Source organism: Sutcliffiella deserti (assembly GCF_020037475.1).
GTDB classification, from domain to species: domain Bacteria; phylum Bacillota; class Bacilli; order Bacillales; family Bacillaceae_I; genus Sutcliffiella_A; species Sutcliffiella_A deserti.
Window position 1 is genome coordinate 946,623 of the sequence record NZ_JAIQDB010000001.1, and the last position, 15,531, is coordinate 962,153.

Below are 15,531 nucleotides of genomic sequence, written 5' to 3' on the forward strand. Positions count from 1 at the left end.
AGTTATAAAACAAGGTCTAAGAAGTTGCATGAACGGTCCCTCTTTTTTTCGCCAGCCATATTTTCGTAATGATTAATCCAAATAACATAACACATGAACCAAACAGATATGGTATGTGGATATTTATTTCAAAGAATATCCCTGCAAGGATGGGGCCAGCCACATTTCCTAAGCTTAGAAAGGAATTATTCAGCCCCATCACCATACCTTGTTTTTTGCCAGCAAGTTTAGAAATAAAGGAGTTTAACGATGGTCGTAATAAAGAGTTTCCTAAAAAGAAAATACTTGTAGTTAAGAGCACAAGTATAAAATTTGTAGCAAGGGTCATGAGGATAAATCCTATTGCACTAATCAGCAAAGCCCCTGTCACTACTCGCTCTTCTCCATAACGTTTTGTAAGTCTTCCTACAAGGACTCCCTGTACGATAGTGCCAACTACCCCTACCAATAGAATAATAGTCCCTACTTCGCTAGGATCGTACTCGTAGCGCTGCATAGAGTAGTAACCAAAGATAGATTGGAAATTAGCTAAACCAAAGCTCATGATAAACACTAATACTAATAAAAAGCCAACTGGACTTTTTAAAGCTTTCCCCATGAGAACAAATTGATTATCTCGCTTCTCTCCGGTTTCTGATAAAGCATCCTCTTCTCGTTTTTCCTTTGGATAGGACTCTGGCAGAACTATTATAGAAACAATCCCGGCCAAAGTAGCAGCGACCCCAGCAACAATAAAGGGTACTGCTAAATTATACTCTCCAAGCCATCCTCCAATTCCAGGACCAACTACAATTCCAAGACCCATGGCAGCCCCTAACACTCCCATTCCTTGGCCGCGCTTTTCAGAAGTAGTCACATCGGATACATAAGCCATGGCAGTTGGCATTAATGCAGAACCAAAAATACCTGCAAGGATTCGTGACAAAAACAACATCCATAATCCATTAGCAAAGGCAAAAATAAACTCTGCAATTGCAAATCCAAAAAGCCCTATCGTTATTAAAGGCTTTCTACCGATCTTATCTGACAATCTGCCCCATATAGGAGCAAATAAAAATTGCATAAATGCAAAAACAGCAACAAGTAACCCCAATGTGCGGGCATCTGCACCAAAGAGATCAATATAAAATGGAAGGATTGGTATAACCAAACCAATACCAACCATGATAATAAATAGATTAAAACTTAAAAGTATTAATGGGGTTTTTGGGTTAGACATTAGTCTTTCTTTCATTACATTTTCCTTTCACCGAACCTTGATTTATCTAGATAATCATAGCATTTGTCGTCTCACTAGAGCAATCAAATAAAGAGATTTCATCTTAACCTATTACATTGGGAGCTGCAGTAAGTTCTAGAGAGTATACCTTTGCTCCCTTTTGCTTTTCAAACAAAACTTTCATATGCTCATGACAAGTAAAGAATAAAATCTGTTCCCCTTCGTCTGATAATTTCTGCAATAAGTTCAACGCTTGCGATGTCCTTTTTGCATCAAAGTTGACAAGGCAATCATCTAACATATATGGAAAATGATGTTCTTTGCTCCAAACCGAAGCAACTGCGAATCTTAAGGAAATATACAAGGACTCAACAGTCGCTTGGCTGAGTTCTTTAGGTTCAAAGGAAAGTCCGTCTTTATGTTCTACCATCAGGGTTGGCTCATTATGGGAATCGTAAACGCGTAGATAATTTTCTTCCGTTAAGAAGCGAAAGTTCCGTGAGGCTTTTTCAAGAACTTCAGGAAGCTTTACGGTACGATAATATTCCATTGTTTTTAATAGCAGCTGTTGTGCGGTTGCATATACAGCCCATTTACGAGCATAGTCTTGCAATTTGCTTTTAGAAAGTTCGAATTTTTGTATGGCGTCTGAGAAGGTACCGCCCTCTTCTAAAGTTCGAATAACTTCCCTATCTCTAGTTTTTGATTGAAACAGCAAAGTTTCCTCTTCTTTTATTGTATTTAGTTCCTGATCAAGCAGGTTTCTTTCTTCCTCCCACATGGTGTAGGTTTTTCCTTTTTCAATAGGTGTATTATAGGATTTTTCCATCTGCTTTAGCTGGGAGTCTAATAGTTGTCTTTTTTGTTCTAAGGCCATCGCTCTTTGATATTCCTGATCTTTTACACGAAAATCCTCTTCTGTTTGAGCGTGTGCCTGCTTCATAATTATATCAATTCTTTTACACGCTTCTTTCCATTGAAGCGATAACAGATTAGATTCTTCTAGCTTTTCATCCCTCTTCTGAATTAAATTATTTTTTACAGATTGAAGCTCCTGATGTTCCTTCGACTGTCTTTTAAGAAAATAAAATGCTTCCTCTACTCCTTGTAAAGTAAATCCACCTTTTATCATTAGTTGATTAATTTCTGTTTCAAATTCGTGGATGAAAGCGGTATAGACTTTTATTTTACTTTCCACGGTGGTTTTTTCTATAATAGATGCTTTTATTTGTGTTGCGTTCTCAAAAGCCTCTTCGACATAACTGAAGGGGATGGACTGGAGATACCTATCTCTTGTCCATTCTGCACACTTTTCTTCAAATTTAAATCGATCTTTTTCCCATTCTTCAAATTGGCGGATGATTTTGTCATAGACCCTTTCGCTTTGGGAGAGGAGCAGGCGATCTTTCTGAAGAAACTCCTGTAGCCTCTCTTCCTTTGCAATTTTTAGTTGCACTCGATTAATATTTTCCCTTTTGGGATTGCTATATAATTTTTCTTTTAGTCCTTCGAGTTTCTCCTTTAACTCAGCTTGTCTTCTCTGCAATTTTGAAGCCAAGGAGTTTTGAGGATTTGAAAAGAAAAGGAACGCTCCAATAATAGAAGCTAAAATAAATACAGAAAGTCCTAACAGCATATTACCCTGCAGGAAAAAGCTTATGCCGCCGAAGATTCCAATAATCATACTTGCCCCGCCACTAAGTCTTTTAAGCTTCTTGCTTTTCTCCGATACTGTTGTCTGAAAATCTAGCTGGCTTTCTAGCTGGCTTAGTAATTGCTCATGAAGTGTTATTTCTTTTTCCATGTTTTCAGTTGATTGCTCTGCCGCTTCATTGTGTAATTGGTTGATCTCTGCTGGAGTCATTTGTTCTTTTTCGAGTGATGCAATCCGTTCTTCTAAGTATTCCAACTCGTTTTTTGCTTGCTGAAACTGTTCGTCTAACCCCTGTTTTTGATGGGATAATAGCTGCTGTGTATTAAGGAGTTCTTTTAAAGTTGCTTTACTCTGCAGGTTAGTATCAACCTCCAGTATTTCTTGTTCAGAATAGTCTTCCCAATTAAGTTCCTGTACAAAAGAGTCGATTTGACTTTCAAGTCGCCGCTGTTCGATTTCAAGCAATCCTACTTGCACTGCTGCTTGCTGGTACTTAGGAAATTTTTCTGTTAAGTCATTTAACCTTTCTTCTAACTCCAAAAGGCTGGTATTGACTTTTATTAGTTGTATTTCTTCGTTTAATGCTTGGTTTTCCTCTTCTAATTTTTCCAACTTGGAACAGGTTAGGTTTCGTTCTGTTAGCATTTTTTCTAATCTTGCCAGTCCATCCACAGGGAAACTCCTATAGTCCCCGAGCTTGGCGAGCTCATAATCCACTCTCTCTAATTGATCATAGATCGGTTGCATAACTAGCATCGCCTCGACTTGGCGCACCCTCAAGGAAAGCTTGCTTTTCTCCAATGATATAGTTTGAAGTTTTTCTTCTGCATCCTGTATCTTCGTCTGTAATGTTTCATACTGCTCAAGTTTTTCTCGCCATTTATAGACAATCTTTTCCTCTTCTCGAAGTTCCTTTAGCAACCTATTGATAGCCGGCTTTCTTCCACTTGGTTTAAATAGGTCATCTTGGGATTTTACTAAATGACCAGAAAGCTTGAGTAGCTGATCTGTACCGATTAGTCCAGAAGAAAACAAATAGCCTCCCAGTTGTTCCACATCTATAAGCTTTAAATTTTGAACATCCATAATATTAAAAGAGAAAATCCCTTTAAAAATGCTTTTATCCATCCCTTCGAGCACACGATTTAGCGGGTAGTCATTACCATCCACATCCCATACACGAACATCTCCAATTGCTTTTCCAGCTATTCTTTCAATGGTCAGAATACAGCCGTCATGGGACTCTATTTTCAGCTTGCCACCATATTTAAAGCCTTTTTTTGGTTCATATCGCAGGTCTGCCTGATTTCTGGTTGGAAATCCAAAAAGAATCGCTTGTATAAAAGCCATTAACGTTGATTTACCTGCTTCATTGCTCCCATAGAACACTTGGATTTTTTCGGAAAGGAAATCTATTTTTACATTTTCCAGCTTGCCAAATCCGTATATCTCAACTTCAATTAATTTCATTTGTCTCCCCTCCCTCCATCGTCCATAAGTTGGCTTACAATCCATTGTTCCGCTTCTTCTAAAATGGCTTGTTTTTCTGTTTGGTGAAAAGGTTCCAAATAGCCTCTTGCATCAGAATGCTGGAACAAGGATGTTAAGAAAGGGTCAATATTTGCATTTTCCTCCAATATCTTATAAAAGTCTTCGTAAAATGGCTTCTTTTTCAAACTTTCCTTGCTATACTCCGGTGTTGTATGGTTTGTAAGAGAATACACATATTGAAAATCCTCTTTTTCGGGTTCTCTTTCATTTAAGAACAGCTTGAGGTCTTCGAGCTGACTTTCCTCCTGAAGAAGTGAAAATAAAGGACCGCTTCCAGTAAGCGTTAGATGTAGAAGTGTTCCTTTTAAACTTTTCCTATTTTCGTCATAAATTTCCTTTGCCTTTTGTAACAGTTCATCCATTGTTTGAAGGTCTCGAATTGATAAATCCATGTTTTCCCATAAAATTTTCGAGGTTTTTATGAAGGTTAACTTCGGCTTTTGATTACTTAATTCAACAAGATAGCAGCCCTTTTCCCCTATTTCTTTTTTGTTTCGGCCTTGAATATTTCCAGGATAAACAATAGGTGGTTCTGGATGAAGGATTTCCCGCTTATGAATATGGCCAAGAGCCCAATACTGAAAATCCTTTGCCAATAGGTCTGAGATAGAGAAGGGCGCATATGGGTCATGATCCTCTCTTCCCGAAAGGTTTCCGTGCAACAATCCGATATGATATGGAACATTGTCTTGTTTTTGGTATTCACTTGTTCTGTTATGTAGAATATGGCGCGTTGAATAACTGAATCCATAAATATTGGCAGCAGGTATGCCATTTTTTATAAAGGGCACTGCAGCAACCGTCTCGCCGAAAATATGTACATTATCTGGGTACCGAAAACGTTGTTGACGTTCTGTTATATAATCATGATTCCCATGAATTACATAAACTGGAATATCAAACTTTGCTAAACGCAGAAACTCCTCTCTTAATTTTGCCTGCGCTAAAAGGCTTCGTTGTTCAAGATCAAATAAATCTCCTGCCAATAGCAGAAAATCAACTCTTTCCTCTAAAGCCACATCTACGACTCTTGTGAAAGCATCAAATGTACTTGCTCTTACCCTCTCAAATAGTTCATTCGGCAAGTAGTTAAGTCCTTTAAATGGGCTATCTAAATGCAAATCGGCTGCATGTATAAATCGAATACTATTTGTCATATTTTACCCCATCATTTCACTGTTTTCTCTATTTTAACACGCCTTAAATACGAATGCACGTTCGTTAAGAGAATAAAAAAACAAACCTCAAATAAAAACTATTCAAGGTTTGTTTGGTATTCTATTATTTTTCTTTTGTTAATTGTAAAGCCTTCTTTATATCTTTCAAGGAAGAGGATTTCCCATACATTAATACTCCTCCTCGATACACTTTTGCTCCAAACAAGGCTAGAAGCACAATGGTTGAAACTAGTATACCAATAGACAATCCTATTTCCCATACTGGTATTTCAAGCATCCCCACTCTAAGAAACATGATCATTGGAGCAAAGAATGGTATAAAGGAAGTTACTTGGATAAAAGAGTTGTCGGGGTTACTAAGCCCAAACATCGAGATCATAAAGCCCGCTACGATAAGTAAGGTCATAGGCATAATCATCTGTTGAATTTCTTCGATTCTGCTTACTAAGGATCCTAGAAAAGCCGCAAAAGTAGCAAATAGGAAATATCCTAATAAGAAGAAGACTATCGCATAAATAATCGTGGAAACAGGAAGATCTCCCACTCCGAAGTATTCAAACATACCGCCTGTCATTCCATCAAGATTATTGCTCATTGAGAAGTATCCAACCACGATCCAAAACGTCAATTGTGTTAGACTTAATAAAGCAATACCTAGAATTTTTCCAAACATGTGCATGATTGGAGAAGCAGAAGAAATGAGAATCTCCATTACGCGTGAGGATTTCTCCACTGCTACTTCTGTTGCAATCATACTGGCGTACAGAATGACAGAAAAATAAATAACAAATAGTAGTACATATACTAATCCTCGTGCCTGATTCAATTCTTCTTCAGATTTTGCTGATTCTTCCATTGCTGTCACGTTAAAATTAATAGGCTCATACAATGTTGCTATTTGTTCTTGAGTAAGACCCATTTGGCTTGTAGCAACTCCGATTTTTATTTGCTGCAGAGCTTGCTCTAAAAGAGTAATGGTTGCAGAATCCGTAATAGATGAAGCTTGATATTCCCCTGAAGGAAGACCTTGCTCGTCAAAGGTTACAGTTAACAGCCCCTCATATTCCCCTTCTTCCACTTTTTGTTCCACACCAGATACGTCTGTTACCTGCTCTATTGTTACCGATTCCGATGAGGCTGATAATTGCTCTTCCAATAAAGGAGCTGCTCTATTTTCTTCATCATACACCGCAATTATTTTCTGATCGTCTGTATCAAAAACTTCAATAATAGATTGGATATTGGAAACACCTACAATAAGAAGTGTCGTGATAATAGTAGTAATAATAAACGACTTGGATTTTAATTTACTTAAGTAAGTGTGAAATAGGATGACAAAAAACTTATTCATGATAAGATGCACCCACCTTTTCAATAAAGATATCATTTAAGGATGGTTCTTCAAGAACAAATTTCCTGACATATCCCTTACCTGTAATTTGGTTCAGAATATCCTGGGAAACTTCTTCATTAGCAACTTGTATATTCATACCCTCTATGGTTTTCTTCATTTTTGTGATTCCTGTAATAGAAGATAAAAACTCCAAGTCGAAATCTGCATGGATTATGACATTTTTTCTTCCATAAGATTGCTTAATGTCTCTAAGGGACCCATGTACAACCGGCTTACCATGGTGCATGATACATAAATGCTCACAAAGCTCTTCTACATGCTCCATCCGGTGGGAAGAAAATACAATAGAAGTTCCTTGCTTTTTTAAATCCAATACTGCCTCTTTCAAAAGTTCCACATTTAAAGGGTCCAATCCGCTAAAAGGTTCATCAAGAATTAAAAGCTTCGGATTATGTATAATGGACGTGATAAATTGGATTTTTTGTTGATTTCCTTTCGAGAGTTCTTCAACCTTTTTATTAAGGTATTCTGGCACTTTAAATCTTTCTAACCAATAGTCAAGCTGCTTTAAGATTTCCGATTTGTCCATTCCTCTTAAACGGCCTAGATAAATCATTTGGTCTTTCACTGTCATTTTAGGATAAAGCCCTCTCTCTTCAGGCAAATACCCTACTAAGTGACTTTCCTTATAGGTTATAGGTTTTCCTGCCCATGAGACCTTCCCTTCTGTAGGCTCTAGTAAACCTAAGATCATTCGGAAAGTCGTTGTTTTCCCTGCACCATTAGCCCCAAGGAATCCAAACATTTGACTTTCAGGAATTTCCAAGGTCAAGTCATTTACAGCAATGTGCTTACCAAATTGTTTTGTAACATTTTTTAATTGTAGCGACATTAATAATCCCTCCTATGCTTACCTCTCAATTATACGAATAAAGCACCAAAAAGTTTCATTTCTTCTTATTTTTATGGTTGTTTTCTTATCACCGTAACTATTGTTGCTGGCTTGCTCTGTTTATATAATTTTAAAAAGTTATTCTTAATATTGTGGTAGAACAGTAAAAAATTCGTTTGTGGATTTTTTACTGTTCGATTCAGTCAAGATTAAGAGTTATTTCTAAAGGGACGTATTTTTTCTTATTCGGGTCAAAAATGCTCGTGATTATGAGGATCTTAGCTAATATTTTCAGGTTAGATGCTTATTTTGAGTCATAATTCGATAGCAGGAGGGAATTTTTTAGTCAATCTGAGAAGATTTGTGGTTTCATCTAACACTTATTAGTCTATCATCTAACATATTTTGAGATTCATCTAACACATTTTAAAATTCATCTAACAACTTTCAAAATTCATCTAACAACTTTCAAAATTCATCTAACACATTTTAAAATTCATCTACCTTTCAAAGTTAACCTATATACTAACCAGGCTAAATCAAACTACACAATAGCAATAATCAATACGAAACTTCCTTTTACAAAAACTATTTCAAATAGTAGAATAAGAGTAATGAATAACTATTCATTTTTTGGAGGGATTTCTATGGAGAAGTATACACTTACCGTCTTCAGTAAAGCAGGGGAAACTTTGTTAGACGAAAGCTTTGATGCAGCTTCTGAAAAAGAGGCCAAAGATACTGGTGAAAAAAGATTAGCAGAGTTAGGTTATTTGGATTCAACCCACCGATGCACCAATTCTAGAGGCAAACTTGTATTGTTTCACCGTTAGACATTCGCTTAGGCTTTAGAAGCCTAAGCATTTTTTTCTATTTTTATAAAGAGAGTATGGGGTGTACCAACATACGCGAAATAATAACAATAAAAAACTACCACTCTTTAAAGGAGTGATAGTCTTAAAAACATAGTTTAATAATCTACTTACCAGAAAACACCGGCATCCTTTTCTCAAGAAATGCTTGTATCCCTTCTTGGTGATCAGCTGATTTTCGCATTCTCTGTTGTGCATTTTTTTCCAACTCAAGTATTTGCTGCAGTCGGGATAGTGAAGTTTTTGTATAAATTTCTTTCGTTTCAAGCATTGCTTGTAGGGGAGATTGAAGGATAGCTGAAACTCTTTTCATGATAGCTTCTTCCACATTATCCTCAACAACTCTATCAACTAACCCCATTTCCAAAGCGGTTTGAGCAGAGACTGTTTTGCCTTCCCATATCATCTGCTTTGCTTTTACTTCCCCAAGACGCTTTTCCATAAAAAAGTGTCCCCCACCATCAGGAACAAGACCGATCTTAATGAAATTCATCGCTAATTTAGCAGAGCTGTGCGCAATCACAATGTCACTAGCAAGTGCTACACTGAGACCTAGACCAGCAGCTGCACCATGAATGGCGCTAATGGTGACCTTAGGCATCGTATAGAGTGTGGTAATAATAGTAGCGATGGTATCCATCACCTCATCAAAGTTGCCTTCCTCACTCTGCAGCATCGTTTTAATATCTCCACCAGCACTAAAGGCATTTCCACTTCCCTTTAAGACAACTACCTTAGCCTCGCTCTTCGCGATCTCTTGCAGTTCCTCTGCTAAACTATTCAACATCTCCACATTCATCGCATTCAAGGATTCAGGCCTGTTCAACTCTACAACAGTAACCTCCCCCTGCTTCATCACCTTAATAGTCCCCATCTTCATCATCCTCCCTTAAATATGAATACCTATTCATTTCTCTATTATATACCACACAATCACCTTTAGATAGAATTTTCAGTTTTATTAAATTTCAATTTGGGGCCAGACCCCGGCAGGAGTTTATCGCTCAATCCCGAATGATGCCGTGGCTAGTTCCTTGAAGTACTTGTTTGTCTTTTTGGTTGGTGTAGGTGGAGTGGACGGTTACTTTTTTGTAGCCTTCTTTTTGTTCTACAGCCGTTAATGTTGCTTCACAGGTGATGGTATCACCTGTGAATACTGGCCGGATGAACTCCATGTTCATTTCTCTTGCGATATAATTCAGATCTCCACCGATTTTGGTTCCAATACTTGCGGTCAACAGACCGTGAACCATTAAGCGACCTTGTTCGTCGTGTTGCATATGGTGATTTCCCTGATCACCTGAGAGCTCCGCAAATCGCAGTGTTTCTTCTTCTGTGAATGTTCTAGACCACGTATGGATTTCCCCTGTGTTAATTTTCATTAATTCCCCTCCCGTTTTATACATCCTTCTTCCATTGTAATACAAAACCTCGACCTTATGAATGATTAATCATTCATAAAATACATATTCTTTGTGCGGCCTTTCCAAGAGCACATTTCACATACGGTCACTTTTACCAAAGTCCCGCTAAAAATAAAAAATACTGCTAAAGCATCCAATGCCTTAACAGTACTCTGTTCAGTCTAACTCACTTGCTAATGCTTCTTTTCCCTCATCAAAAAACAATGCTTCCAAGATTCGAATCTTTTCATCTGTATAATGGAGAAATCCATCGTTATAGGACTTAGGGTCTTTTGGGTTCGCAAATCTTGTAATTTTCCCTGTAGCAGGATCGACAAACTTACTTGATGCCCCGCAGCCTAGACCGATAATGGTTTGCTTTTCTTCCATAATCATGATGTTATATATACTATCTTGTCCTGGTAGTGCATAACCAACATTTTCAAGATTACCAAGTATGTTTTTTTGGCGATACAGATAATATGGAACATAGTTATGCTCTTTGGACCATTCTGTTGCCATATCCATCATTTTTCCGATTTCTGTACGGTCAGCAACTTTGTACCTCTGTTTGTTTTGTGTCATCTCTGATGCTCGTTTAAATGACAGGGTATGCACCGTCAACGACTCAGGCATCAGTTTTTCCGTTTCCTCCAGGGAGTGGTTGAATTCCTTCACTCCTTCACCAGGTAAACCGATAATTAAGTCCATATTAATATTGTTCATGCCCATTTCCCTTGCAAGATGAAACTTATCAATGGTTTCCTCGACAGTGTGATGCCTGCCTATCGCTTTTAGCGTTTCCTGCGTATAGGATTGAGGATTAATACTTATTCGGTCAATGTTCCACTTTTTCAATACTTCCAGCTTGTCAGGTGTTATCGTATCTGGCCTTCCAGCTTCCACCGTCACCTCACGCACCAAATTCATATCTGGAAATGCCTGATACATCTGGTCGTACAGCTCGTCCATTTCCTCAGCAGTAATACTCGTTGGTGTACCCCCACCATAATAGACCGTTGTAATTTTAATTCCTTTTTCTTTCAGCCAAGCACCAATTTCTTTAATTTCATGATGCAAGCCACCTAAAAAGGAATCCACTTTTCCCTGCTTACCATTTATAGCATAGGCTGGGAAAGTGCAATAGGCACATTTGGTCGGACAAAACGGAATTCCAATATAGATGCTTACTTCGTTTCCTAATTTATATAAATCCGGAACGACAGCAAGCTGACGATCGACAATCTCTTGCATTAGCGCAATCTTTTCTTCTGTTATCAAGTATTCATCCCGCAGCTGTTGATGTATTTTCTCCTTATTTTCCCCTTTTTGCAGCTTGGAGTGAAGTAATTTTGTCGGTCTCACTCCCGTTAAGATTCCCCATTTTTGAATAATCCCTGTTTTTTCTTGGAGAAGTGTCAAATAAACATAAGACACAGCCTGCTTCATTCTTCTGAAGCGCTCTTTTTCATTTGTTCCAACTAAATCCTTTTCATGAGTGGATAATTGCTCTCCAAGCTTCCCTTTAACAATGATGCTATCATCAGTTTCATCCACTATAAAATCTACGGTAAGTTCTACTTTATCTAGAGAACTTTCTTCAAAAGCTACTTCGGTAATCTCAAAAAACAAGTCCGATATTAATGTTAGCGGACGTTTATATCTTTCATCATGCAAGCCATGAATTAATATTTTCAACATAATCACCTTTCAATTCCATCCATTTTCACCTTCTCCAGTGTAACGGAACCTATTAACGATTATCAAGGATAATTAAACGGGAAAAAAGAGATGGCCTCTTTTTTTACAGAGTCCACCTCTTAATCGCTTTATCCTAAATTTTCATTTTATTCAAGAAGGAAATACGTTGCTGCATACGGAAATGTTCTTTTATCATGTAGGCGACACCTGACTCGTCATTGGTACGAGTAATCCAATCTGCCACTTGCTTAACTTCCTTGGGTGCATTCCCCATGGCAACACCTAAACCTGCAACTTCTATCAATGGCAGATCTTCCAAGCTATCCCCTATGACTACCATCTCTTGAGGTGAGATTTTTAACACATCACCTAAGGTCAGCAAACCATCCAGCTTTGTTCCACCGTCAGGTAAAATATCTACTTTACCGTCCTCGTGAATTTGCACTTCTATTTCTTCAAAAGATGTCTTTAAAGTAGATACCACTTTATCTCGTTCCTCAGGTTCTGTAAAATACACTTCTATTTTAGGAGGAGCAATTGGATTATCCATGAGTGTATCTCCTAAAGATTCCACGAATTGCATCGGATAGATAAGCGGATCACTTGAGCCAAGGACAGCTCTCGCCATTAAATTATTGGCACCTCTCAGACGATTTCCAATCGAATATCGTTCATGCAAAATTCTCACTGTACAATCATAGTTTTCTAAAACCTGAACTAAATTAAAGGTTTTATCTTCTGAAATCCGCTTCACATGGAGAGGCTGATCTAGTTTGGAGGCAATAAATGCTCCCCCATGAGTGATTAAAAACGTATCTAATTTCAATGATTTGGCAACCTTCTTCGCAAAAGCAAAGTTCCTGCCAGTCACTAACGTTACATAAACCCCTTTATTTTTCACGTATCCGATGGCTTCCTTAGTTTCCTTGGTTAATCTGCCATTTGATTTTAACAAGGTTCCATCGATATTTATAGCCAATAAGCGATATATCATGGAGAGACCTCCTTATCTAAGATGTTTGTACTTAGTGTATGAGTATGAAGAATCTAGGAAAATTAGAACAGATATGGAGTGGATTACAGTGATTTTAGTGGGGTGGGTAACATAAAAAAATTCCCAAAATTATTTGAGGATAAACCCTAATGTTTCTCAAATACTAGAATATATAAAAATATTTTACTGGTGGAGGATTACTTTATGCAAGGAATAAATGAGATATGGAAGACTGCAAAAGAAACATACAATCATAGGGCAGCCCAGTTGAAAGCAAAAGCGTTTGAAATTACAGGGACTCCTACAGCAACAGTTTCGCAACTGGCAGAATACATTTTAAAACACCCTGACACAAAACAGTCTTCCAAAACACTTCTAGAATCAACCTATATGTTCTACAACTTAAATAAAGAAGATGCTCAGTTTTATTTAGAAACAGTTGATTTATCTATTCTCCAATTGGATGTTCATTCAAAAAATCATCATCTCGTGTCTTATCGATCCTACCGTGACCATTACAACCTGGAAACACCTATTAAATTCCCGGAAGAACTTCTAGAGTAAAAGCTGTATTAAACATGGCCGCTGTCATCAGCAGTATCCTGCACAGCGAGACCACTGAAAATAAAGGTTTTTAAAAAAAATGCTATTGGACTATTCGATTCAAGATGTTCCTAGCTGTGGATCGGAACGAAAGGCGTAGACTCCTGCGGGAGGTAGCGCTTAGGGAAGACCCCGCAGGCGTAAGCCGAGGAGGCTTACCAAGCGCCCCGCGGACGCGAAGCCTTTCGTGGAGAGTAACAGCGGTGTTAAACATGAACCCTATATATCATATAGCGACACCAAAAAAATGCTCAGAGATCATACCTCTGAGCATCTTGCATTCTAATTCAATTTACACCAAGAAAAATTCCTATTAGTTAGGATCCACATCACTATATAATTCTTCAAGAGGCTTCATGATGATTTTGTTTAGCTCCGTAACCATCATGCTAATTTTTTGCTCCGCTTCCATCAGCTTTGCAATTGTTTCATTCTGCTGAACAAGCGCTACTGTTTTTTGAGCTTGTTCTACTTCCTCTTGCGTGATTTCTTGTCCTGACATCTGCTTTTGTTGTAATTCTAATTGAATGTTGCGGAAGTTCTCAAACATCCCTTTTGTAGATTCGTCAGCAAAAACCTCTTTATATAAACGTTGAAGATTTTTGAAATCATCACTTTCTCTTACTGCTTTTTCTAACTCATACGCTGCATCATAAATATTATTTGACAATACCTTCAGTCCTTCCTGTTTTGCCCAATACTCAGGCTTAGTAGTGAACAGTATAACAAACACCTCGAATGCATTCAAACATTTCACTGTAACCTTTTTTCATTGCCTTCTCTAAAACCTATAAAACAAGCACAAAAAGACCTTGTAGAAGTCCAATCATTCCACCTAAAATTGCCCCCAAATAGGTAATCATCTTTAACTCCTGTTTGGAAACAGAAAGAACCATCTCTTCTAACTCCTTTAAGGAAAATGATTCTACCTGATCCCGCACTACGTCTTGCAATTCCAGCTTGGCTAGCAGTTCTTCCAACTTTTCCAGTACTAAATTGCTTCCAGTGGATAGAAGAGAAGGAACGAGCTTTTCCATTGCCCATGGATAGACAGGGCGAACGACTTCTTCCATGCTCTTGCTCATCCAGCCTGGGATATTTATCGTTTTTTCTAGGGCTGAATTTATGGTGGAGAGAATTGTGTCTTTTGTTATTTTCTTTTCTATTTCAGATATTTCTGTTGTTCTCCATTTTTCCCATTCTTTTGTTAGGACTTTTAAAAGCACATCTTTTGTTCCTTCATGCTTTAGAAACTTTACCACTTCAGGCTGTACTTTATCGACGATACTATAATTCCCCATAAACATTTGAATCATATTTCCGAGCTTTCCACGGGTTGCTATAAAATCTTGAATCATTTGGTTAAGCTGATTTCTTCCTTCTGCGCTTTCAAAATAGATTACGCCTTTCTCTAAAACATAATCTGCCACCAGTGGGATATTATGCTCGATGGAATGGAAGATGTTTACAGGCAACACTTTGTATATTGGTTTTGCGCGTAACTCTTCCATCACCTCTTCATATTTTACTTCCACTATTTTAGTGAGGTTAGCTTGGAGCTTTTCATCAGCCTGATCGATACCAAATCTTTGTAAAAACTCCTGGACCGTCAAACCTTTAGCTAAATATTTTTGAATCTCTCTCTTTGTCCACTCCTCCATCTTTTCTTGAAACTGACTAGTTTCCAGTCTGCGCTTCATGCTTTCTGCAGTTAGGAGGTGCTCCATAACTAGCTTACCAAGCTGCTCTGCAAGTTCTGCTCTTCTTTTAGGAATGAGTCCAGGCGTAAAAGGTACTTTTTTTCCTAATACATATTTCGGTGTGTAGGGCCTAAATAGCATGCGAATAGCGAGTGAGTTTGTTATCCCTCCTATAAGAGCACCTACAAGCACCATAACGGAAATAATTAAAACAATTTTCATGAGATAAACAACCTTTCCTTTTCACCTATTTTCAACATTTTCATACTATAAAAAGAAACTACCGAGGTGTAGGTCTAAACTCCTTTAGAGCCTAAGTTAGTTGAACCACTCGGGGTGTTAGTCCGCTGCTTTTAGCTGCCTAACATCCCAATTAAACTTGTCTTAGAACAAGATATAAAATGAGGGAA

Annotated in this window: 13 protein-coding genes; 2 read left to right on the top strand and 11 right to left on the bottom strand. The window is 37.8% G+C overall.

Annotated elements, in window-relative coordinates:
• Positions 1–16: 16 nt before the first annotated feature.
• The 5 genes from K9B36_RS04595 to K9B36_RS04615 form a co-directional block, all read right to left on the bottom strand.
• A complete protein-coding gene (locus K9B36_RS04595; protein ID WP_223700808.1) occupies positions 17–1,234 on the bottom strand; it encodes an MFS transporter in 1,218 nt (405 codons plus the stop codon).
• 88 nt (positions 1,235–1,322) lie between these two features.
• Positions 1,323–4,343: an ATP-binding protein gene (locus tag K9B36_RS04600; protein ID WP_223700809.1), complete on the bottom strand. Its 3,021-nt coding sequence runs from the start codon at positions 4,341–4,343 to the stop codon at positions 1,323–1,325.
• On the bottom strand, positions 4,340–5,581 hold the full coding sequence (locus K9B36_RS04605; RefSeq protein ID WP_223700810.1) for a metallophosphoesterase family protein: 1,242 nt from the start codon (positions 5,579–5,581) through the stop codon (positions 4,340–4,342). The genes K9B36_RS04600 and K9B36_RS04605 overlap by 4 nt, the downstream gene beginning before the upstream one ends.
• 124 nt (positions 5,582–5,705) lie before the next feature.
• Complete coding sequence (locus tag K9B36_RS04610; RefSeq protein WP_223700811.1) at positions 5,706–6,953, bottom strand: ABC transporter permease; 1,248 nt, start codon at positions 6,951–6,953, stop codon at positions 5,706–5,708.
• Positions 6,946–7,848, bottom strand: a complete 903-nt coding sequence (locus K9B36_RS04615) for an ABC transporter ATP-binding protein (protein WP_223700812.1) — start codon at positions 7,846–7,848, stop codon at positions 6,946–6,948. The genes K9B36_RS04610 and K9B36_RS04615 overlap by 8 nt, the downstream gene beginning before the upstream one ends.
• Before the next feature lie 647 nt (positions 7,849–8,495).
• Here K9B36_RS04615 and K9B36_RS04620 point away from each other — a divergent pair.
• On the top strand, positions 8,496–8,681 hold the full coding sequence (locus tag K9B36_RS04620; RefSeq protein ID WP_223700813.1) for a YhzD family protein: 186 nt from the start codon (positions 8,496–8,498) through the stop codon (positions 8,679–8,681).
• Between the two features lie 145 nt (positions 8,682–8,826).
• Here K9B36_RS04620 and K9B36_RS04625 read toward each other — a convergent pair whose 3' ends face one another.
• The 4 genes from K9B36_RS04625 to K9B36_RS04640 all read right to left on the bottom strand — a co-directional run bounded on the left by K9B36_RS04625 (position 8,827) and on the right by K9B36_RS04640 (position 12,818).
• Entirely contained in the window at positions 8,827–9,603 is a 777-nt protein-coding gene (locus K9B36_RS04625; protein WP_399201313.1) for an enoyl-CoA hydratase, read from the bottom strand.
• Positions 9,604–9,724: 121 nt separating this feature from the next.
• A complete protein-coding gene (locus K9B36_RS04630) occupies positions 9,725–10,102 on the bottom strand; it encodes an FAS1-like dehydratase domain-containing protein (RefSeq protein WP_223700815.1) in 378 nt (125 codons plus the stop codon).
• Between the two features lie 198 nt (positions 10,103–10,300).
• The gene (locus K9B36_RS04635; protein ID WP_223700816.1) at positions 10,301–11,821 is read right to left on the bottom strand and encodes a coproporphyrinogen III oxidase; all 1,521 of its coding nucleotides are present in this window, start codon (positions 11,819–11,821) and stop codon (positions 10,301–10,303) included.
• Positions 11,822–11,957: 136 nt separating this feature from the next.
• Complete coding sequence (locus K9B36_RS04640) at positions 11,958–12,818, bottom strand: Cof-type HAD-IIB family hydrolase (protein ID WP_223700817.1); 861 nt, start codon at positions 12,816–12,818, stop codon at positions 11,958–11,960.
• Between the two features lie 204 nt (positions 12,819–13,022).
• Between K9B36_RS04640 and K9B36_RS04645 the strand changes: the two genes are divergently transcribed.
• A complete protein-coding gene (locus K9B36_RS04645) occupies positions 13,023–13,382 on the top strand; it encodes a hypothetical protein (protein WP_223700818.1) in 360 nt (119 codons plus the stop codon).
• Between the two features lie 352 nt (positions 13,383–13,734).
• Here the strand turns inward: K9B36_RS04645 and K9B36_RS04650 are convergent, their stop codons facing one another.
• Together K9B36_RS04650 and K9B36_RS04655 are read right to left on the bottom strand one after the other, a co-directional pair.
• Positions 13,735–14,091, bottom strand: a complete 357-nt coding sequence (locus K9B36_RS04650) for a YlbF family regulator (RefSeq protein WP_223701001.1) — start codon at positions 14,089–14,091, stop codon at positions 13,735–13,737.
• A gap of 118 nt (positions 14,092–14,209) precedes the next feature.
• Positions 14,210–15,343, bottom strand: coding sequence for a DUF445 domain-containing protein (locus K9B36_RS04655; RefSeq protein ID WP_223700819.1), 1,134 nt, complete (start codon positions 15,341–15,343; stop codon positions 14,210–14,212).
• Positions 15,344–15,531 lie beyond the last annotated feature (188 nt).